The following is a 20,893-nucleotide window of genomic DNA, read 5'->3' on the forward strand; positions in this document are numbered from 1 at the left end:
GATTTAAAAATCGGGGCTGATAAGGTTTTCTGGGGTGTCACGGAATCCCGCCATCTGGTCGATATTATCAACCAGACTGATGCGGTTGAAGACGTTGATGGGGAAGATAAACTTGGTCAGCCCATGGTTAATCTGGGTATCCAGAATGACTTGGGTGCTTTTAATATCTTTGCGATGCCTTATTTTCGGGAACGTACCTTCCCCGGTCGTAAAGGACGGCTTAGGTCTTCGATGACCATTGATACCGATAACGCTGAATATGAATCTGATATGGAAGAATTCCATCCGGATTTTGCGTTGCGTTATTCGACTGTTCTCGGGGATTGGGATTTGGGCTTAGCTCATTTTTATGGAACCAGTCGTGAACCGAGATTTGTTGCGCGTGCTGATGGCAACGGCCAGCCAAAGCTGGTCCCATTCTACGATATTATTAACCAAAGCTCGATTGATGTTCAGGCTACTTTTGATGAATGGCTCTGGAAGGGTGAAGGGATCTATCGACGGGGACAGGGGGATGACTTTGTCGCCTTCTCTGGTGGCCTTGAATACACCTTCTTTGGGATTATTGGTGATGCCGGAGATTTAGGATTGCTGGCAGAATATCATTATGATGGACGGGATCAGGACGAAGCTCCGGGTGCTGTGCTGGACGATGATATCTTTGTTGGCGCGCGTATAACCCTGAACGATGTTGAAGATACAGACTTTCTGGCGGGGGTTATTATTGATCGCCTAAGCCATGCGCGTAGTTTTTCCATCGAAGCTGATCGTCGTTTGAGTGACAGATGGACTATTGAAGCCGAGTTACGGATTACTGATGGCCTAACGGATAAAGAACTTCAATATGACGTTCGCCGGGATGATCACCTTCAAGTTCGTCTAAGCTATTATTTTTAGATTTAAAGTTCATTCTGCGCTTTTGGATATTTCTATTCCCCGATAGGTTCCGTCCGAAAGCAAAGAAGAAAGGGCCGCATTTGTGCGGCCCTTTTTATCTGTGATGAAGAAACATAAAATTTCGCTTTGGGATAAAATTCTCAGGTTGCGAAAAGTTCCTTTTCAATGTTTTTGAAACCCTTGAATTCCAGTGCATTGCCCGAAGGGTCCGTAAAGAACATAGTGCCTTGTTCTCCGGCTTCACCTGCAAAACGAATGTAAGGTTCGATAATAAAATCATCGATGATATCGCGCATACGGTCTGCGAGGGCTTGCCAGTCTTGCATCTGTAGGACAACACCACAGTGGGGAACGGGCACTCCATGACCATCAACAGCATTGCGAATTTGTCCAACTGATCCGTCTTTACCCAATGTTTCGTCCAGATGAACAACGAACTGATGACCGAACATATTGTAATCTATCCATTTGTCGCTACTGCGACCTTCGGAAAACCCCATTTTTGTGCCATAAAATTCTCTGGCTTCGGCAATGTCGCGAACAGGTACTGCAATATGGAAAGGTGTTAGCATTTTTATGCCTTTTCTTTGTTTTAAATTGTGGGTTTTTAACTTGTTGAATATTCAGTGGCAGAAATGCCAGATCTTGATGTTGTACGTTTACTGTTGTTTTAAGTGATACAAAGGGTCAATCACCCTTTTCTGAAGACGCCCTGAATGACAGAGATTTTATTTAACGCCAGGTTCTTTTTCAAATTCTTGGCGCGTTCGGGGAAATCTTTACCAATAAAGAGTGTCGGGTTTAGCGCCTTTGACAGTTTGTTTTGATCATTGGTTGCAGCGTTGTAGTTATGAAACCACAGGTGTGTTTCGGCGGTAACATCCGTCCAGATTTCCCGGTGAAATTCTAGAGCCTTTAAGATGTCCCGAATGACTTCTCCGGCAACGAGGTGGTTGTGTTCGGGTTGGCTTGCCCAAGGAACAGGCAGATGTATTTGTAGATCTTCATCGGTTTCTAAATTGTCATTGGAAAATATATCGTGAAACAGAAAGGTGCCACCGGGTTTGAGAACGCGCTTGATTTCTGCATAAAAAGCCTGTTTATCAGCAACATTCATCGATGTGTGTTGTGTCCAGACGATATCAAAATAATTGTCATCATAGGGCATGTGGCATGCATTGCCGTGAGTGATCTGGATACGGTTATCAAGCCCGCACAAGCGGTTTAGCAAGACGGCTGTTTCGCAAAAATCTTTTGTCAGATCAATGCCGTGAACCTTGCAAACAAACCTTTCGGCAATGAAACGGGCGGGGCCACCGATGCCACAGCCAATATCTAAAAGTTTCGATCCGGGATGCGCGGATAGATATTCACTTAATTCCTGTGTTGAGGCGCGGCCTCTGGAATGCAGGTGGTCGAAAACAGAGAAATCTTTTGCACTGAAGAGCGGCTTTTGGGCACTGTTCTCTTCGCTGTTTACAGAAGCGATATCCACTTGAAGCAAGCTTGCAACCTTTTCGGCAAGATTACTTTCGTCACCATATTGTATCCCTTGTTCGTCTATCATCCCTAGCCTTCTTGGTCATTTTTATTTCGGGGTGTTTTTTTATTCTAGGAATTTATAATGAAATAAGCAAAGGGCGTCATTATTTAATGCTCACCCAAAGTGGTTTTGCTAGCATTGTATTTTGTGGATCAGGACTAAAGGGCAAATTGGATCATGAAAGAGTGTGTGATACCGGATCTGACAACTTTGCAGGACGGCGGTAAGCTGGCTTTCTCTCGTGCTCTTTCGGGACTGGAACAGTCATATGAAACGATGTTGCCTCTTTTAAGTGAATGTTATGGTCAACCCCGTGCTCAGGTCATCGGCGTTACAGGGCCGCCGGGTGTGGGGAAATCGACTTTATTGTCTGAAATGATTACCCGCTATCGTCAGGCCAATCGGACCGTCGGGGTGATTGCGATTGATCCATCGTCCAAACAGTCCGGTGGGGCTTTCCTGGGGGATCGGGTGCGCTTTTCTACCGACCCGGATGATCAGGGGGTCTTTGTCCGATCAATGGCTGCGCGACAACGGTTGGGCGGTTTGTCTGACCATACGGTTGCTGCGATGGTTTTAATGCGTGCTGTATTTGATATCGTTTTGATCGAGACTGTCGGGGTTGGTCAGTCTGAAACTGATGTTTCAAGTGTTGCGGACACAATTGTGTTTTGCGTTCAGCCCGGATCGGGTGATTCGCTACAGTTTATGAAAGCTGGTATTGCAGAGATTCCTGATATTGCTTTGGTGACCAAAGCCGATTTGGGAAAGGTCGCAGAAAGAGCCAAGGCCGATTTGCGTGGTGCTTTATCGCTGGCTGTAAAACGCAAGGATCAGTGGGACGTAAAGATTTTATCTCTATCATCTACCAATGCGGATGACGTACAGGCGTTTTTATTTCTTCTGGATGAACACTATAAATGGATGAAAGAGACGGGTGAACTTGCAACGAGGCGCAAAAAACAAGCGCAGGAATGGTTGTTTGAAGGTTTGAGGGACAATTTTGGAACTAAGGGAATAGAGTTTATTCAAAAGAATGATCTCCTTCCTGAGCAGTTGGACGGTGTTTCACCCTTTGATTTGTTGGGTGTAATGGGGACAAAACTCGATTTTGCGCTCAGCGTATGACAGATACTCAATCAGGACCTGTTCACATCTGTTTGGTGTCTGATACCAGCTTACCAAACCTAAATCCGGCCCTTGCTGATATCGCAGATAATGGTTTTTTCCCGCCAAAACGGGTTTTGTTGTTGTGTGATAATCGTCATCTTGATCAAGCCAGATACCTTAAGGAAACATTGGTGGGGCATGGACTTGTTGTGGATATACACACGATCGACGACGGCATTGACCCCGTTGATATGTCATATCTTATTGGACAAATTTCAGTTGTCTTTGAGACACTTTCACCAGAAGAAAAACGATCAACGGTTTTGAATGCATCCGGTGGGGGCAAAGCATTAAGTCTGGCCGCTGTGTCAGTTTTTATGCGGAATCATTTACCTGCATTTTTGGTGGACGCGCGTAACGACCGGATTGTATGGCTAAATGGTGAGGTGGGGAATACAGTTGATATTCCCGATAATGCCTTACTTGAAGACGTATTGTCTGGGAATGGTTTTAAAGTCGTCGCGCCAAAACCAATACGGCATGCGCTGGATAAACGCCAGATGTTGTTAGGTCGTAAAATGGCGGACAATGTGAAAAAATTTTCGTCGGTCATTGGGGCTTTTAATGGATATATGAGCCGGGCAAAAGAAAACGAGGGCTATTATCGGGCTGGCCCTGTTTCGCATAAATTGATGAAGAACCCGGATTTTGAGCAAATGGTTGATTATTTCTGTGAGACCGGACTGGTGGAATGGAAAAAGAAGCACTTGGTGTTCAGAGGGTTAGAGGCAGCAAGGTTCCTTAGAGGAGGTTGGTTCGAATTATTCGGGTATGGTGTTGTCAATCAGCTGAAACGAGACTGGGCAGAACAGAACTATCCCGTTCAGATCGGGGACATTGCCTGTGGCCTGAACATTGAGTCACCAACTGGTTCGCGAAACGAAATCGATATCGCATTTCTTTGTAATAACCGGCTTTACCTCGTTGAATGTAAAACGGGTTACTTTAATCCACGCTCTCACCCTTCCGGACCTTCAAGCACTATGCTTTACAAGCTTGACTGGTTAAAAGATTTAGGGGCACCGGCAAGTAAGACAGCGATTTTCAGCTATCGTTCTTTACCTGATCATGATCTGGAGCGAGCGCGGCAAATGAACATCGATGTTGTCGCAGGGGCGCCCGATATTATGAATTTGAGAACCTTCCTCGAAAACTGGATCGAAGTACCAGCTGCAAGCTAGTTCTATAGATCATTTTGTGATCTAAGTAATGGCGAACTTTCATTCGGGTGTTTCATACTGAGTGTTTCCTCTTGGTTGCTTTGTATATTCTTATACGGCTCTTTATTCTTTTTAGGCGAAATTTATGTCTGTTTATTGGATTTTGGCAATTGCCATTGCAAGCGAAGTCGTTGCGACACTTTCTTTAAAAGCTGCTGATGGTTTCACGAAGCCTTTGCCAACGACCATTTCTATCGTTGGTTATTTAATCGCGGTATATCTTTTATCCATAATAACCCGCCAACTTTCGATCGGCGTGACCTATGCGGTGTGGTCAGGTGCAGGGATTGTTCTTACTGCGGGTCTCGGCATGGTGATCTATGGCGAAAAAATGGATCTTGCTGGCGTTGTCGGCATTGGCATGATCATTGGTGGCGTGTTGATACTTAATTTAGTTTCAAGCGCTTCGGGGCATTGAGGCTGCTTCGTTTATTAAATAGATAAGCGGTAGCAGAATTCTTCTGTATTGCTTTTATCTGATAATTTTCGGGTCGTTCTTTGCTTTGTGAAGCCGAGTTTGTTGTACAATTGATGTGCTTTTGTAAATCGTGTGTCAGTCCAAAGAAAGAGTTCAGAGACCTTTCTTATATAGGCTTCTTTAATAACTTCTTTCACAAGATGTTGTGCAAGGCCACATCCCCGATAGTCAGAGCTAACATAAAGTTTTTTAACTCCATAGAATGAGCTTTTAAATAATCAGGATCTGATTGTGTGAACCCGCAAACTGCTATTAATCTATCTGGCTCTATTGAGGCACTAACTCCAAAAATTTGACCGTCATGAAGCTTAAAGTAAGACGCAGGTTTTAAAAGATCTGACTCTTCTCGGATATCAAATATAACGCCACGATCTGCGTATTCTTCATAACATGACTTTACCAAGTCAATTAGAAAAGAGGCATCATTATCGGTTAGGGTATTTTGCTTGAATTTTTGATCAAGCTTATTCATGCGTCGATTTCTATCCATTCCGGAAGCTGGGGTGTTACATTTGCTGCGTCGCAAAGTAGCTGATCAGAGCCAAGCGCATCGATTTTTAGGGTCGCCAAGCCCTGATTGCCGTAGACAGACCTGAGGATACCGACATTTTTGCCCGCAATTGTAATATCTGTCCCTGTCTCGGGTATTGGGCCTGTTAGTTTTACTGGGACGAGGCGTTTTTTGATCAGGGCGCGATATTTGGTTCGGGCTGTGAGTTCTTGCCCGATATAGCACCCTTTGTCCCAATCGATGGCGCCGAGTTCATTAAAGCCGTTTTCCAATAAGATTGATTTCTCGATTTCAAGGTCGCGGCTACCATCGGGAACGCCAAGTGTAACCCTTGCCTGGTCATACGTCTCAAGAGTGCTTTTTATAAGGTCGTATTTTTCTATAAACTTTGAAAGGTTTTCTGTAGGAATAATGGCTCTTGCGCCCATGGCTTGATGACGAGGATCGATGTAAACACAGCCGCCTAAAATTTCTTTACTGGCGCCTTTGTTTTTTGAAAGTCCTAGCGTCTCAGATAAATCAGAACCTTGTAGCGCAAGGACCGTATATTGATCATCTGTTGGCTCAAGCGTGGCTTTTGAACGCATCTTATAAATCTTGAGGCGTCGTAACAGATCGGGCGCTCGATCTTTTTCACAATCGAGTAGAAGCCCGCCTTTTGGAGGTGCTGTCACAAAAAATTCGTGCAAAAATTTTCCCTGTGGCGTCAATAAAGCTGACCACACCGACTTTTCTGGCGTTACCAAGCTTATATCCTGAGTAACGACTGCTTGTAGAAAGGGGACAAGGTCTTCACCATCCAGTTTCAGGACGGTGCGGTGTTCAAGTATTGTCGCGGCAGTGTTACTCATTTTTTCTTCAATCTCTGTAAATAGTTGTCTGATGAAGACAGCATCTGAACGGTTTGTCAGGATCGTCACCTAACTTGAGTCATATAGTATGATATATAAGGTGTTAGAAGTGTTGATGAAAGAGTAAGCTTGCTATAAATCATCTACACTTGATTTACTCACTCACTGTTGGAACGACTGCGTTGAGAATTCTTTTTATTACGTCTAACCGGATTGGCGATGCCGTTTTGTCTAATGGTGTTTTACAGGCGATGTTGGATCAATATCCGGGTGCAAAGGTGACCGTTGCCGTTGGGCAAGCGTCTGCCTCTTTGTACGAGGCTGTGCCCGGACTGGAAGAAATCATCGCGTTTAAAAAACAGAAGTACCATGCTCATTGGTTAAAGCTATGGGCGCGTTGTGCGAAAAAGCGTTGGGACGTTGTCGTTGACATGCGGGGAACTGGCATTAGTTATTTCCTCTGGACTCGCCGCAGGTTGGTTAACTCTGCCAAGGATGACAAGGTTCATCGTATTGTTGAGCTTTCTAAGGTCCTGAATAGTGTTGAGCCACCGTCCCCTGTGGTTTGGACTGACGACAGCCACAATCAAAAAGCTGTAGAGTTGGTTCCTGAGGGATCAAAAATTCTGGCCGTAGGTCCCGCTGCTAACTGGAGTGGTAAACAGTGGCCTGTGGAAAATTTCATTGAATTGATTGATGCCCTCACAGGTGCAGAGGGCGTACTTCCGGACGCACGGCTTATGGTCTTGGCGGCACCTCACGAGCGTGAACAGATTAAATCTGTGTTGTCGGCTTTACCACCAGAGAAGGTTATCGACCTGATAGGTTATGACTTGGTGACGGCTGCGGCTTGCCTGAAGCGGAGTGATCTTTTTATTGGTAATGATTCCGGGCTTATGCACCTTGCTGCGGCGGCAGGGGTTAAAACACTAGGATTATTCGGTCCCAGTCCTGAATGGCGTTATCATCCCTGGGGGGCCGATTGTGCGTGTATTCGGACGCCTGAAGGATATTACGAGATGACGCACCATCCCGATTTTGACTATAGCCATGGTGTCGAAAGTTATATGAAAACGTTAACGTTGGATATGGTTGTCAATGCCGCTGCTGAATTATACAACCGTGGCAAAGGTAATGCAGATAACTCTTGAGATTTAATCAAGTTAAGTAACGGAAAATAGATGTCTTCAGTCGCTTCTTCTTCGCTAAATAATAAAGTTGATATTCAATTATCTGCGTTGCTGGTTATTCATAATGAAGAGGCGCGTATTCGTGATTGTCTAGAACGGGTTAAGTTCTGCGACGAAATTGTTGTCGTTCTTGACCGCTGTACTGACGGATCAAAAGATATTGTTCTGGAATACACAGATCGTATTGTTGAAGGTGGTTGGCCGATAGAAGGTGACCGGCGAAATATGGGCAATGATACATGCCGCGGGCAGTGGGTTCTCGAAATTGATGCGGATGAGCATATTCCCCCTGAATTGGCCACGGAAATTAGATCTACCATACAAAAGAACGATGCCGATTATTTTTTAATCCCGGTGGATAATTATGTCGGTGGTAATCTTGTAAGGTATGGATGGGGGGCACAGTTTGGCAAAGCTTCAGCTTCTTGTTTATGTCGAAAAGGTGTTAAGCGCTGGGGAAATGATCGCGTTCATCCTAAGCTGCATTGGAAAGAAGGTGCGCGCCGGGGCATTAAGTTACAAAACAGATTGGTGCACTATGTCGATGACAACATATCTGACATGATCCGGCGTTTTGATTCCTATACAACGGCCAGAGCAAAAGATTTACTGGATAATGGTGACATTGGAACAATGCCTCATAATGCACGTCGTATCGTAAGTCGGTTTTGGCGCTGCTTTATTAGCCGAAAGGGGTATCGTGAAGGGGGCTACGGTTTTCTTATCGCAACTTTTGCGGCGCTTTATCCCATGGTTTCCCATATCAAAGCTCGATACGAAGCTGATCGCTTAAAGTCATAATTTTTGACGCCACAATTATGGTCTTTTTTAGTGTCGTGATTTGGGGAATTATTTTATTCCGTTGGTGTCTTTGGACGTTGTATAAGTTTAGTCAGTGTTTGCCGCGGGAAGGGCTGCTGCTACCTTTTCGAGTTTAAGATCTTGTAAGTCATCTTCCTGAATTATCTCTACATTCGGACCAATGGGAGAAATTTTGTCTGGATCCGAGGCATGTGAGAAAAGAACAATAACGGGACAACCAGCAGCAGAAATCAGATGCATGGGGCCGGTGTCGTTGCCAACAGAAAATTGTGCTTTTCTGGCTATAACGCCGATTTGTTCAAGGCTGGTTTTTCCACAGAGATTAAGAGCTGCAGAACAAGTCTGTTTGATCTGGTCACATTCTAGGCGCTCTGCTTCAGTTCCGATAAGAACTGGTGTGATTCCTAAATGCGTCATGTGATCTGCCAACTCGGCATAACGCGCTACAGGCCATCGTTTTTCTGGCCGGTGTGGGGCGCCACCGGGCACAAGTAAGGCGTAGGATCTTGGAAGAGCCAAGTCTTCGATATCAGCTTTGATGAAAGATAAATCAGGTAGGTGTACATCTGTAATGCCAGCCGTTTTAAGCTGTTCTTTTTCACGAACGGCGATATGAAAAACACCGTTGTCAGGCTTTTCGTAATAGTGCGAGCACCCGCGAACGTTGCCGACCCATTCGGGTTTTTTAGTTGGGAAAAGCTTGTAATAAAATCCCGTGCGTTCGTTTCGTTGCAAATCATAAACGCGGTTAAATTTGAAAGAACGCAAGGTTTTGCGAAGCTTTAGAATTGATGGGATCTCATATATTTTGGGTTTGCTGTCCATTAAGACTGAATTAAAACAGCCACTGGCCTTGGCCAGAGCGACATAGGGTTTTGTTGTGAGCAGTGTTATGTCTGCATCAGGGTGATGTGACCTGATGGCCTGAAATGACCTAATAGAGAGAATGAAATCACCAAACGCAGATAGCTTTATCACCAAAACACGCTTGGGGTTTCCTGGTGTTGGCACTGTTTCCCCAACGCTTGTCGTGTCGTCATTATCAACGAGGTCGGGGTCTTCTGTTGTTATTTCAGGGCGTTCAATAGTCACGCTTCTACCATGTAAGTTTGTTTGTTCGAACACGTTGCTAATCTGGGTTAATCTGGCTGATATAACTATTGTCGTAAGGGCAGTGCTTTACCCGTTTTTATGCAGCCAGTGCTCTCAATACCTAAAAGTTCTAATCCATTAACAATAACATATTTTCAGAATGAAGGGTGTAATCTGAAAATAACATTATGAAAACCTTATAGTGTAATAGCTTAGCTGAAATAGTTTTTTTGTAATATATATTTTTGACCAAGCCGCAATTTGGTCACAAAAATTCTTTTTTAATAGTCCGATCTATTATTTCTGATTTATTGCCGGGATACAGTTTGTTTTTAGGGGAAATTCCTTTAAACAGTACGCTGTTTTACCTTAGTTTCGATAGTGATTATTTTTAATACGAACGCATACATGCTTTGATCAGTGGTCTGGCAGGTTTAAGTGCAGATTGTGGCAAGGAGTGATAACAAGGTGAAGATCCTATTGGTATTGGGTGCCGGGGGTGAAGGTGGTGCAGAAACCTTTTATACTCATATGGCACTTGCTTTTCATCGTGCTGGTATTGAAACTCATGCTGCTCTCAGACAGAACGATAACCGTGTTAATTTGTTTAAAGCTGCGGGCATTGAGACACAGGTTCTTCCCTTTGGTAAGCTTTTTGATTTCAAAACGAAAAAAGGGCTAAAGCAGAAAATCAAAGAATTCAAGCCTGATGTGGTAATGACTTTTATGAACCGGGCTACGTCCCTTTGCCCCAAGGGCGATTTTTTACATATTGCCCGGTTAGGTGGTTATTACAAGCTCAAAAATTATAAGAATTGTGACCATTTGATTGGTAACACCAAAGACATTGTAGACTATCTAACTTCTGTAGGGTGGCCCGCTGAACGATCTCATCATGTTCCTAATTTTGCCTCGGTAGAAACCGATGCTTTACCCGTAAGCAGATCGGACCTGAACACACCTGATGATGCGACTGTGTTGTTGGCTTTGGGACGGCTGCATGAAAACAAGGCCTTTGATATCTTGCTGCGGGCTGTGGAAATTGAAACCCGCCCTTATGTATGGATAGCTGGGGAAGGTCCCTTGCGAGAAGAACTGGAAACGCTTGCAAAAGAACTTGGTGTGTCTGATCGGGTTCGCTTTTTAGGGTGGCGCAATGACCGTGGTGCATTGTTGGCTGCTGCTGATATATGTGTTTTCCCTTCGCGGTTTGAGCCCTTTGGATCTGTGATGATCGAAGCGTGGGCTACAAGAACACCCCTAGTGACAACCCGTACAGCTGGACCGGAAGAAATGGCCACTGACAATCATGATGCACTTATGGTACCTGTTGATGACTATAAGGGAATGGCCGCGGCTATTACGCGGATGATGGATGAAAAAGGTCTGGCCGAGCGCTTGACGGCAGCTGGTTTTAAGACCTTTGAAAAAGATTATACTGAAGAGGCATGCGTGCAAAATTACATAAGCCTCTTTGATAAACTATTAGCGCAAGAAAAAAGGATTGCTTCATGAGCGAAAGCTACGACCTGATCATTAAGGGCGGTGATGTTGTTACGCCCAACGGGACCGAGAAAATTGATGTCGGTGTGAAGGGTGGGCGCATTATTGCTCTCGGTAATCTTGATGGTGCGACGTCAAAGGAAGAATATGACGCGACGGGGCAACATGTTCTTCCGGGTGCCATTGATACTCAGGTTCACTTTCGCGAGCCTGGGCTTGAGCATAAAGAAGATTTGGCTTGTGGTACGGCCGCTGCGGCATTGGGTGGTATCGTTGCTATTTTTGAAATGCCAAATACAAACCCCAATACGCTTGGGCCTGTTGAGCTTGCGGACAAATTGGCCCGTTGTGAAAACAGAGCTTGGACGGATCATGCTTTCTTTATCGGGGCTGCCGAAGAGAATGTGGATGAGCTTGGTGAACTGGAAAAACTTCCGGGTTGTGCAGGGATCAAGATTTTTATGGGTTCCTCTACGGGAAGTCTTTTGGTCGAAGAAGAAGGCCTGCTGGTTGAGGTCCTGAAAAACGGAACCCGCCGCTGTCCTGTACATGCCGAAGATGAAAACCGTTTAAGAGAGCGTTTTGCGCTGGTGCGTGATGGTGCCGAGCCGACGATGCACCCGATCTGGAGAGATCCGGAAGCAGCTGTTCTGGCAACAACCCGCATCTGTCGCCTTGCGCGTCAGACTGGTCGTCGTGTTCATGTGCTCCACATCACCAGTAAAGATGAAATGCCGATCCTTGCGGCAAACAAAGATCTGGTGACCGTTGAAACCACCCCGCAGCATCTGACGCTTAGCGCACCGGAGTGTTATGAAAGACTTGGAACATTTGCCCAGATGAACCCGCCAATTCGAGATGAAGAACATCGTCTTGGCCTGTGGGAAGGCATTCGTACTGGTATTGTTGATGTGCTTGGATCAGATCATGCCCCCCATACACTGGAAGAAAAGCAGAAACCGTATCCTGCATCGCCATCCGGTATGCCGGGCGTACAGACGTTGATGCCTTTGATGCTGGATCATGTGAACAAAGGTAACCTGTCGTTGGAACGATTGGTTGACCTGACGTCGTCTGGTCCGGCCCGCATCTATAATATTGCGGGTAAAGGACGCATTGCTTGTGGTTTTGATGCTGATTTCACGATTGTTGATATGGACAAGAAAGAAACCATTACCAAAGATTGGCTGGCATACAAATGTGGCTGGTCTCCTTTTGAAGGCGTAACGGTTAAGGGATGGCCAATGGCAACGATTATTCGTGGGGCTGTGGTTATGAAAGATGGCGAGTTGATTGGTGACCCACAGGGGAAACCTGTTCGGTTTACCGATACCGAACCAGCCAAAAATGCTTGATCCAAAAGCACCAAAAATGATGTTGAAGTAATGTTGTTATTACAAAGGCCTGGAATTGATTTCAGGCCTTTGTTTGATTTTGTTTTAATAGGGCGCTTTTAGCTAAGTTCTAGCCCCGTCTTTTACTGATATCTAACGTTGAGATCTAAGCCTATGACCAACCCGAGTTATATTCTCGAAAATATTTTGACAGGGAAATCTGTTCCTTTTGGTCCTAAGGGGCAACCAAGTGCGATTGGAAAAATACCTGTCTCGGGCAGACTGGAGATCACCAATCTTGGTTTTGTCGATGATGAGCAAGCAGACCCAAGACATCACGGTGGGCCAGAAAAAGCACTTCATCATTATGCGCGAGATCATTATCAGACTTGGCTTGATCAATACCCGGATATTAATCCTAATTCTTTGAAAGTTGGCGGGTTTGGGGAGAATATTTCCACTACTGGGGTACAGGAACAGGATGTCTGTATTGGGGATACTTTCAAGCTTGGGTCTGCGACTGTTCAAATTTCGCAGGGGCGTCAACCATGTTGGAAGCTTAATGTGCGGTTTTCTTATCCCAAAATGGCTGCTGCGGTCCAAAAATCGGGGCGAACTGGATGGTATTACCGTGTTCTGGACGAAGGGTCTGTTCAGCAAGGAGACCAGCTTACCTTGATAGAACGTCCTAATCCGGAATGGACTTTAGCGCGTATTCAAAAGGTTCTCTATGTCGATACTCTTAATAAGAGAGATTTACAGTCGCTTTCTTCCTTGAAAGAGTTGGCCGAAAACTGGCAAGCACTGGTACAGAAACGTTTGTCCCGTTTGGAAGTCGAAGACTGGAGCCGGCGATTGGAAACGCCTGATTAAACCGTAACTGCGTGACTGTAGCATGTCGGCAGACCCAGCTGTGCTCTGTCGAAATCAATGCGAAATTTCATTGCTTTGGGTGACTTTTACAAAGCATATTTTTACGAGGAATTCGCTGGCGGGATATGCATTTTTCCCTCTTTTAGCTTTCCCCGGTTTTGTGCTGCGTAGATAAAGCACGTTCAACAAAATCCAACCGATCTTGTCCGTAGAAATTTTCGCCATCGACAAAATAAGTTGGCGCACCAATGACACCGCGCATAATGGCTTCCCTACAGTTGCGTTCCAGTTCTGCCTGAACCGCGGGTGAAAGTGCTTCATTGATAAGGCTTGTCAGGTTACCAAAGCCCGCGCTTTCGCAAAGCTCTGTAATAACTTCTTTATCCGCGATGTCACGATCATACCGCCAAAGAGCTTCTACGACCTTGAGGCTGAGTAAATCCAGATCACCTTTTTCCTCACGCTCTTTTGCACGCTGGGCGGCAATGACAATTCCAGAAGGTAATTCCACGGGGCCATCGTGATGGATCGGTTCGCGCTGTAAAGAAATGCCGAGATGTTTTGCCCACCGCAATGCGTCGTTCATGGCATAATTGCGTAGCATCGTGGGGCGGTTATCAAAGGGAAGTCCGCCTATTGCGGGCATTGTTACAGACAGAATGATGGGGCGATGTATAATTTTGCAGTCATATTTTTTGGCCAAGGCATTCAGGCGGGCAGCCCCCAGATAAGTGAAGTTTGAACGCGTTGAATAGTAGTAGTCGATGGTGCGCACAGTTTATACATCCCCAAAGGTGAAGGTTATTGTTTTGGTGATCATGCGTCTTACAGCTAATGATGGCAAGTTCGCTGGTATGATTGCGAATCAAATACTTGGTAAGATAATCGTGATGGAAACACGAGGTGTATAAGTCAAAAAGTTTTCTTGCGGCATAAAGATCATACATAACTATGTTGTTTGTCGATGAATCGTAATTGCGATTACTTTCCTAATCTGTATAGTTGTCGGCAATGAATTTTAATAATTTTTTTGTTTATGACGGGCTAGTCGAATCAAATTCTGACAACCTGTTTTGCCAAAAACTAGGATAAGGGGTCCTAACATTATGACTGAAGGCTTTGCGACTACAGGCAACGAAACTGTTTCAGGTGAAGAAGGTCAAGACCTTCTTGTTGGGCAGGCTGCTTCTGCAATTGAAATTACAGCGCCAGCCGGTGGTGAAACCAAGACTGTTTCTTTGGAACGTGGTCAGACAGCAACCCTGAACTTTGATGCGACGGCTGCAACCCCGGTACTGGAAGGCAATGACTTTGTTCTGACCTTTGACAGTAACGGTGACGGTAGCGCCGACAGTCGTATTGTTTTCCAGAACTTGGTTGAAGATGCGCAAGGTGCAGATGCTCCTGTTCTTGTTATTGGCGGTATTGAACTTTCTGCGGGTCTTCTAATCGGTCAGGCACAGGCGCTTGTCGATGGTGAAACTCTTGAAACTGCCGCTGGTGCAGGCGCTGGCCCACAAGGCGGTGGCGGTAGCACCTATGACGAAAATCTAGGCGATATTATCGATCTGCTCCAGGCACAGCAGGGACTTGGTGGTACTGGTTTGGAATTTGGTCTACTGGCGGGCGCAGAAGATATTTCTGACCCGGCGGAAGGTACTTTTGATCTGTCATTCCTGACAGTGACCACAGAAATACCTGATGATGGCGGTGAAGGCGGTGAAAACTTTGTTTCCGGTACTTTCTCTGGCGGATTTGAAGACTGGCAACCAAACCAGCATTTGGGTGATGAGAGTACATATCCCATGCAGGTTGAATTCAACTTCACGCCTGCTGATAATGAAACACTTGATTCCGTCGTTATCAACGCACTGCCAGATGGCGTTACGCTCTATATAGGTGGTACAGATGCTGCGAATATCTTTGCAGGTTCTTTCCCTGTAACAATTCTTCCTGAAGATTATGATGCGATCTTCATTTTACCGCCAGCTGATTCAGATGCTGATATCACCGTTAATGCGATTGCAAATATTTCAGATCCTGATTCTGGTGATAGCGCTTCGATCCCGGCAACTGCTGTTGCTGTCGTGGATGCGGCGGCTGATAAACCTGTCTTTAATGATGATGGCGGTCTGAATGGCGATGGTCTGGTCGATATGTATCTGTTACAAGATCTGACCGGGTCTTTCAGTAACGACCTCGCGAATGTACGAACTGCTATGTCTGGTTTGATTGGCAAGATTGACGGCGGTGAGTTCTCTGCGGATGTACACCTCGGTACGGGAAGCTTCAAAGACAAACCTCTTTCTCCTTATGGTGATCGTTCTGATTATGTTTTCCAGAATGCCGAGAATGTAACAGATGATCTTGCTGCGGTTCAAAGCGCGGTTGATGGTTTTAGTGCTACGGGCGGTAATGATGGGCCAGAAGGCCAGATTGAAGCTCTTTTGAACTTGGCTCAGAACGCAAGTGACCTTGGTTTCCGCAGTGGTGCAGCAAAATATGTTGTTCTGACAACCGATAATTCTTTCCACAAAGCGGGTGATGCATCCAGTCTTGGCGCAAACGATGGCGACGGTGATTTGACGGCTGATCTGGACGAAGATTACCCATCTCTTGCACAGCTGAAAGCAGCATTGGATGCTTCTGGTATCGTTCCGATCTTTATGGCGACATCTGGTTATGTTTCTGAATATCAGGCGTTGGTAGATTATTTGGGTGTTGGTGAAGTTCACGAATTGACATCTGATAGCTCTAACTTGTTGGCAAACATTCTTACCTCTGGTGGTACAGGTTCAAACCCTGAAGATAATGTTTATGATGAACAGGCCGAGGTCACCGTACCAGTCGATGTTACCTTCGGTGATTACACTGATGGTTCAGAAGTCCACACAATTGTGTTGAGCGGTATTCCTTCTGACTGGATCCCGACATTTGCCTACGAATTTACCGTAGATGGCCTTGCAGATGGACAAAACCCAGGCGATATCGGGTTGAACACAACTTATAGCATCACAATTGATGTAACAGATCTGGATGACGTGGGCGGTTTGGTTGATATTGACTTGACCTTTAACCCGCAAGATTGGACATCGTCACGTTGGAGTGACGGTTCATCCCATGATGATGGGGATGCGACAATCGGTTTGAAAGCCATTGCTGTAGAAACTAACCTTTCTGGCGATGAGCTGACTGATCTGAACAATCGTGCAGAAACTGATGGTAGCCACACGATCAAGGTTATCGAAGATATCCCTGAAGTTCAGGGAGTGACCTTTACTCACGATGAAACCAAGGGTGTTGACGCCGGATCAGGTGATGTTGCCGCATTGAATGCTGCTGTTGCAGCTGCATTGGTTGCAAGCACTGTTGGCGTTCATGGTTCGGTTATCGGTCAGGCAGAAGCTGAAGTTGCGCATGACTTCAAAACTGATGGACCAACAACACCAACTGATGCATCTGATGTTGGCACCGAAAAACTGCATTTCCAAGATTACGACAGCTTTGAAGTTCCGGGGATGACAGCTGGTGGGGAAGGCGACGAGAACTCTAGTCCAATCTTCCTGACACGCGATGATGCTAACCCGTATATCGTCTGGGGTCTGGATGATGAAGGCAATGCTGTTTTCTCTGTACATCTTGAACAGCCAACAACATCTTCCGGTACTGCGACAATGACTTTTGTTCAGTATCAGCAGATTAATCATAGTATCGGTGGCGATAATTCTGCTGGCGAGCATGATGATGCATTGTCATTTACTCTGGATTATGTCGCAATTGATGGCGAAGGTGACGTGAGTGATCCCGCCACTGCGACAATTACAGTTGAAGATGATGGTCCTTCGGTTAATCCAATCGAAACAAATGCGATGGATGAGAGCGATGGTTCCATGGCGCATGGCATCCACAGTCTGGTTGGTGTTACAGAGCCTGTAACCATTACCCTGGATAAGCTGGCGAATGTTGATAGTGCTGGATACAACAGTTCTTATGGTTATTTCCTCGTTGACATTGATGGCAACCCAATTTCCGGGGAAGTTGTCTGGGCCAATGTGAAGGATCATGATAATGATGCGACTGACACAGTTGTAACCATTGATCCGGCTGCTCATCCGGATGCCTATGGTTTTGGCTTCTTCATCATTCCTGATGGGGCTGATCGTAATCCTTCTTTGACGGATGGTACTGCCGTAACCTTTGATAACGCCGGTGGTACAGGTTCTTGGACCGCTTCTACCTCTGGTGGGGCGCTAAGCGGTGCTGGTGCACCTGCCTTCTTCTCTGATCCGGAATTGAACTCTGATGGAGCTGATCATGAAAGTGATAATGCTGTGGATGGTAATTCTAACTGGGAAGATCTACTGATACCTAATGGTGACGGCGACCATAACGATGTGAACCTGAATGTAACCATTGATGGCGCTAACCCAGCCCCATGTGGTCATGTGACAGGTAACCTGACGTTTGATGTTGGTACTGATATTGTTGCTTCAACCTTAACGTTGACCGCAGCGAGTGGTGCTCAGATTAATTCTGACGGTGTTCCTGTAACTTTGACACCTTCTGCAGATGGATCACAGATTGTAGCGACAACTGTCTCTGGTGATCTGGTTTATGTGGTGCGTCTGGTGGATGTTGACATGGCTGCGGGAACTGCCAGTTATGAGTTCTTCCAGTTCAGACAGTTTGATCATCCTGAAAACCCTGATAATTATGATGAAACCATCGCAGTCAACTTTAACGTTGTCGTAACAGATGGCGATGGTGATACAGCGACACAGTTGCTCACCATTAACCATGATGATGATGGTTTGTTGGCGGTTGACGACAATAATGTTGGTGATCTGGTTAAAGAAGATGTTGATTCCACCGCTAATGGTAACGTTCTAGATAACGATACTATCGGAAAAGATGGTGTTGTGGTTACGACAACGTCAGAAATGACTGGTACTTTTGGTTCTGTTTCTATAGGCGCTGATGGTCAGTACACATACAATCTGAATAATGCAGCTGCTAACGTTCAGGCACTGGCCGATGGTGAAGTTGTTTACGACACTTTTACCTATGAGATCCAAGATGGTGATGGTGATACCTCAACAGCTGAGTTGAAAATCAAGATCACAGGCACTAACGATGCACCTGTGGCTGTTGATGATGGTGTTCTTCCTGCGGGTGTTCCGATTACTGGGACGGTTCCTGATTTTGAGCTGACAAAGGCCGATTCCGAGAGAACATTAGGCACTAGCTTTGGTGCTCAGAACGCGGGTCGTCCGGTAACCATCACTTTTGACGCTGAAACTGGTGGAAGCTGGGATCCTTTTGGAGGTAATCAGGATACCTTCACCGTTGAGATCAATGGTGTTGAGGTTCTGGTTACACATGATCGTGGTACCAACAGCTATAGCTTCGACGTTGTGACTAAAGATGATGGCGGGATTGAAATCAAGTTCTTTGGTGATATCACTGGTGGCGATGAAAGTCTGACAATTAGCAACCTGATTGCCATCAGAGGGCCGGGGTGGCCTGATGGGTCTCTTACGACCGATGAAAATGCAGCGCTTACGGTTGATGTTCTGGCTAATGATACCGATATTGATAACGGTGATAACCCGTCAACATTCAGCCTAGATTCTGTCAGCTTTGCATCTGGCCTGCCTGCGGATCAGGGTGCTACACCTGCTGACGTAACTGTTGTTGGTAATAAGCTTTTCTTTGAGCCGGGTACAGCGTTTGATTATCTTGGCGAAGGTGAAACCGCGACTGTTGTTGTTGATTACACAATGAGTGACGACAGTGGTGCTTCTGCAAGCGCAACCGCGACAATCGTTGTAACTGGCTCTAACGATGCACCAATTCTGACGCCTGTGACTTTGTTGACTAATAACGAAAACGATTTCTCTTTTGAAGGTGATCTTCTTGCTCGTTATGGATCTGATGCAGAGGGGGATGAAATTGTAATTTCTCCTGATCAGATCAATGTTGGAAGCGATCGTAACCATTTCGATTACGTTGGTAGCGATGGTACTGACTACACATATGGTACGGTTGATATTTCGCGTCAGCGTGGTGATCGCGTTACAGGTACTGATGCGGATGAGATTCTCGTTGGCCGTGATATGATTGAAGTTAATCGCACTGTTACTGCCAATGTAAAAGGTTCTAGTAGTTATCAGCAGAGTAATTTCTTTAACTTTAGTTTTAATACTCTTGCTGTTGGTGAGTTTGTTACTTCTATTACAATAGATCTTCGGGGGGGGAAGGATACAGATGCCTTCTTTGATTTTGACGGAAGCTCGTCTTACGGTCCTGTAATTGGCAGTGAAACCAGTGGTATTGATGATGCTGATATCAGTTTTAACGATAATGGTGGTAATCAATCTAGCTTAACAATATCATTTGCAGATGGTGCGTTTGGTAATGGTAATGTTCTAAGCTTTGGTGCTGACACTGATTATTTGCGTGACGATGATGCTAATTCTTTTGCAGCTCGTGAAGTTACCTTCTCTGTAACACTATCCGACGGTACGGTATTAGACGGTGAATATGCTGCAGTTAGGGGATCTAATGAATCTAAAGGCGTAGTCAGTGATACTAAGCTTGTCCCTGTTGATGATGTTCTTGATGGCGGAGCTGGTGATGATACTCTGATGGGGCTTGCCGGTGATGATATCCTTAACGGTGGTGCCGGTGATGATGTGTTGATCGGTGGTGCCGGTGATGACACCTTTGCCTTCTCACTTGCTGGTGCCGCGGCATCTGGTGGTGACGGTAATGATGTGATTAGTGATTTTGATGCTGCTAATGATATCCTTCACTTCAGCGACGTTGTTGATACTGGTGCGGCAGGCCTAGATATTGATGATCTGAATGCGATGGTTTCCGGTATTGTCAACAATGGTGATGGTAATGATGTTGTTGTTAATTTCAACAACGGCGCGTCAATCACATTCCAGGGGCTAGGATCATCTTCTTCAATAATTGATAGTATTGATGATCTGGTGAATGATCCGGCAACTCAAATTATTGTCGACTGATAAGCTCAATAGTTATTGAGAATTTAAAAGGGCGCTCTTTGTATTAAGGGGCGCCCTTTTACTTTGTACTGTTATATGGCTTCTAAAGAGGTTGCTTTGTATATGTCCTGTATATGGCTTATAGCTTGGCTAAGTCGCAATCGTCTAATGCCAGATAAGGGGCTTTAAGCACAATATATGGCATGTGTCGGTAATACAGTTATTTTATCTTTATAAAATCCCTAGAAAATGCTCAAAAATCAAAGGTCAATTTGCCACAAATCTAAATGATTTTTACCATGCATTTATTGTATATTTATCGCGTATTTATATCTAATTGGGTGCTTCACTTAACTATATAAAATTAAAGATAAAAATAGCATAATTATTAAATTT

General features: G+C 45.3%; 17 protein-coding genes. 10 read left to right on the forward strand and 7 right to left on the reverse strand.

Features of this window, described 5'->3' with window-relative positions:
* The coding region (locus tag Q0241_RS10695) for a hypothetical protein (protein WP_299377181.1) at positions 1-897 on the forward strand (897 nt) is incomplete at its 5' end.
* Between the two features lie 140 nt (positions 898-1,037).
* Here Q0241_RS10695 and Q0241_RS10700 read toward each other — a convergent pair.
* Positions 1,038-1,469: a VOC family protein gene (locus Q0241_RS10700; RefSeq protein WP_299377183.1), complete on the reverse strand. Its 432-nt coding sequence runs from the start codon at positions 1,467-1,469 to the stop codon at positions 1,038-1,040.
* Between the two features lie 119 nt (positions 1,470-1,588).
* Positions 1,589-2,464 (reverse strand): methyltransferase domain-containing protein, encoded by an 876-nt coding sequence (locus Q0241_RS10705; RefSeq protein WP_299377185.1) that lies wholly within the window; start codon positions 2,462-2,464, stop codon positions 1,589-1,591.
* 153 nt (positions 2,465-2,617) lie between these two features.
* Between Q0241_RS10705 and Q0241_RS10710 the strand changes: the two genes are divergently transcribed.
* From Q0241_RS10710 to Q0241_RS10720, 3 genes are all read left to right on the forward strand, one after another.
* Entirely contained in the window at positions 2,618-3,568 is a 951-nt protein-coding gene (locus Q0241_RS10710; RefSeq protein ID WP_299377187.1) for a GTP-binding protein, read from the forward strand.
* Positions 3,565-4,791 carry a DUF1887 family CARF protein gene (locus Q0241_RS10715; protein ID WP_299377189.1) on the forward strand — a complete coding sequence of 409 codons (1,227 nt, stop codon included), beginning with the start codon at positions 3,565-3,567 and terminating at the stop codon, positions 4,789-4,791. Before Q0241_RS10710 ends, Q0241_RS10715 begins: the two co-directional genes overlap by 4 nt.
* A gap of 124 nt (positions 4,792-4,915) precedes the next feature.
* Entirely contained in the window at positions 4,916-5,248 is a 333-nt protein-coding gene (locus Q0241_RS10720; protein WP_299377191.1) for a multidrug efflux SMR transporter, read from the forward strand.
* A gap of 14 nt (positions 5,249-5,262) precedes the next feature.
* Here Q0241_RS10720 and Q0241_RS22585 read toward each other — a convergent pair whose 3' ends face one another.
* Genes Q0241_RS22585 through Q0241_RS10730 form a run of 3 tightly spaced genes read right to left on the reverse strand, consistent with a single transcriptional unit; the run spans position 5,263 to position 6,739 of the window.
* Positions 5,263-5,445: a hypothetical protein gene (locus Q0241_RS22585; RefSeq protein WP_366941172.1), complete on the reverse strand. Its 183-nt coding sequence runs from the start codon at positions 5,443-5,445 to the stop codon at positions 5,263-5,265.
* Positions 5,442-5,780 (reverse strand): hypothetical protein, encoded by a 339-nt coding sequence (locus Q0241_RS10725; protein ID WP_299377193.1) that lies wholly within the window; start codon positions 5,778-5,780, stop codon positions 5,442-5,444. The genes Q0241_RS22585 and Q0241_RS10725 overlap by 4 nt, the downstream gene beginning before the upstream one ends.
* Positions 5,777-6,739 carry a folate-binding protein gene (locus tag Q0241_RS10730; RefSeq protein WP_299377194.1) on the reverse strand — a complete coding sequence of 321 codons (963 nt, stop codon included), beginning with the start codon at positions 6,737-6,739 and terminating at the stop codon, positions 5,777-5,779. Before Q0241_RS10730 ends, Q0241_RS10725 begins: the two co-directional genes overlap by 4 nt.
* A 113-nt stretch (positions 6,740-6,852) precedes the next feature.
* Here Q0241_RS10730 and Q0241_RS10735 point away from each other — a divergent pair, with 113 nt between their 5' ends.
* Both Q0241_RS10735 and Q0241_RS10740 read left to right on the forward strand, forming a co-directional pair.
* Positions 6,853-7,821 (forward strand): glycosyltransferase family 9 protein, encoded by a 969-nt coding sequence (locus Q0241_RS10735; RefSeq protein ID WP_299377196.1) that lies wholly within the window; start codon positions 6,853-6,855, stop codon positions 7,819-7,821.
* A gap of 30 nt (positions 7,822-7,851) precedes the next feature.
* Entirely contained in the window at positions 7,852-8,661 is an 810-nt protein-coding gene (locus tag Q0241_RS10740) for a glycosyltransferase family 2 protein (protein WP_299377198.1), read from the forward strand.
* A gap of 87 nt (positions 8,662-8,748) precedes the next feature.
* Here the strand turns inward: Q0241_RS10740 and Q0241_RS10745 are convergent, their stop codons facing one another.
* Entirely contained in the window at positions 8,749-9,774 is a 1,026-nt protein-coding gene (locus Q0241_RS10745; protein WP_299377200.1) for a glycosyltransferase family 9 protein, read from the reverse strand.
* 468 nt (positions 9,775-10,242) lie between these two features.
* On the opposite strand from Q0241_RS10745, the gene Q0241_RS10750 reads away from it, so the two are divergent.
* The 3 genes from Q0241_RS10750 to Q0241_RS10760 all read left to right on the forward strand — a co-directional run bounded on the left by Q0241_RS10750 (position 10,243) and on the right by Q0241_RS10760 (position 13,484).
* On the forward strand, positions 10,243-11,289 hold the full coding sequence (locus Q0241_RS10750; protein WP_299377202.1) for a glycosyltransferase: 1,047 nt from the start codon (positions 10,243-10,245) through the stop codon (positions 11,287-11,289).
* Complete coding sequence (locus tag Q0241_RS10755; protein WP_299377204.1) at positions 11,286-12,632, forward strand: dihydroorotase; 1,347 nt, start codon at positions 11,286-11,288, stop codon at positions 12,630-12,632. The genes Q0241_RS10750 and Q0241_RS10755 overlap by 4 nt, the downstream gene beginning before the upstream one ends.
* Positions 12,633-12,785: 153 nt before the next feature.
* The gene (locus Q0241_RS10760) at positions 12,786-13,484 is read left to right on the forward strand and encodes an MOSC domain-containing protein (protein WP_299377206.1); all 699 of its coding nucleotides are present in this window, start codon (positions 12,786-12,788) and stop codon (positions 13,482-13,484) included.
* Positions 13,485-13,626: 142 nt separating this feature from the next.
* On the opposite strand, the gene Q0241_RS10765 is transcribed toward Q0241_RS10760, so the two are convergent.
* Positions 13,627-14,259, reverse strand: coding sequence for a 2-hydroxychromene-2-carboxylate isomerase (locus tag Q0241_RS10765; protein ID WP_299377207.1), 633 nt, complete (start codon positions 14,257-14,259; stop codon positions 13,627-13,629).
* 331 nt (positions 14,260-14,590) lie between these two features.
* Between Q0241_RS10765 and Q0241_RS10770 the strand changes: the two genes are divergently transcribed.
* A complete protein-coding gene (locus Q0241_RS10770) occupies positions 14,591-20,518 on the forward strand; it encodes a VCBS domain-containing protein (RefSeq protein WP_299377209.1) in 5,928 nt (1,975 codons plus the stop codon).
* Positions 20,519-20,893 lie beyond the last annotated feature (375 nt).

Origin of the sequence: uncultured Kiloniella sp. (assembly GCF_937128705.1) — a bacterium.
In the GTDB taxonomy this organism is placed as follows: domain Bacteria; phylum Pseudomonadota; class Alphaproteobacteria; order Kiloniellales; family Kiloniellaceae; genus Kiloniella.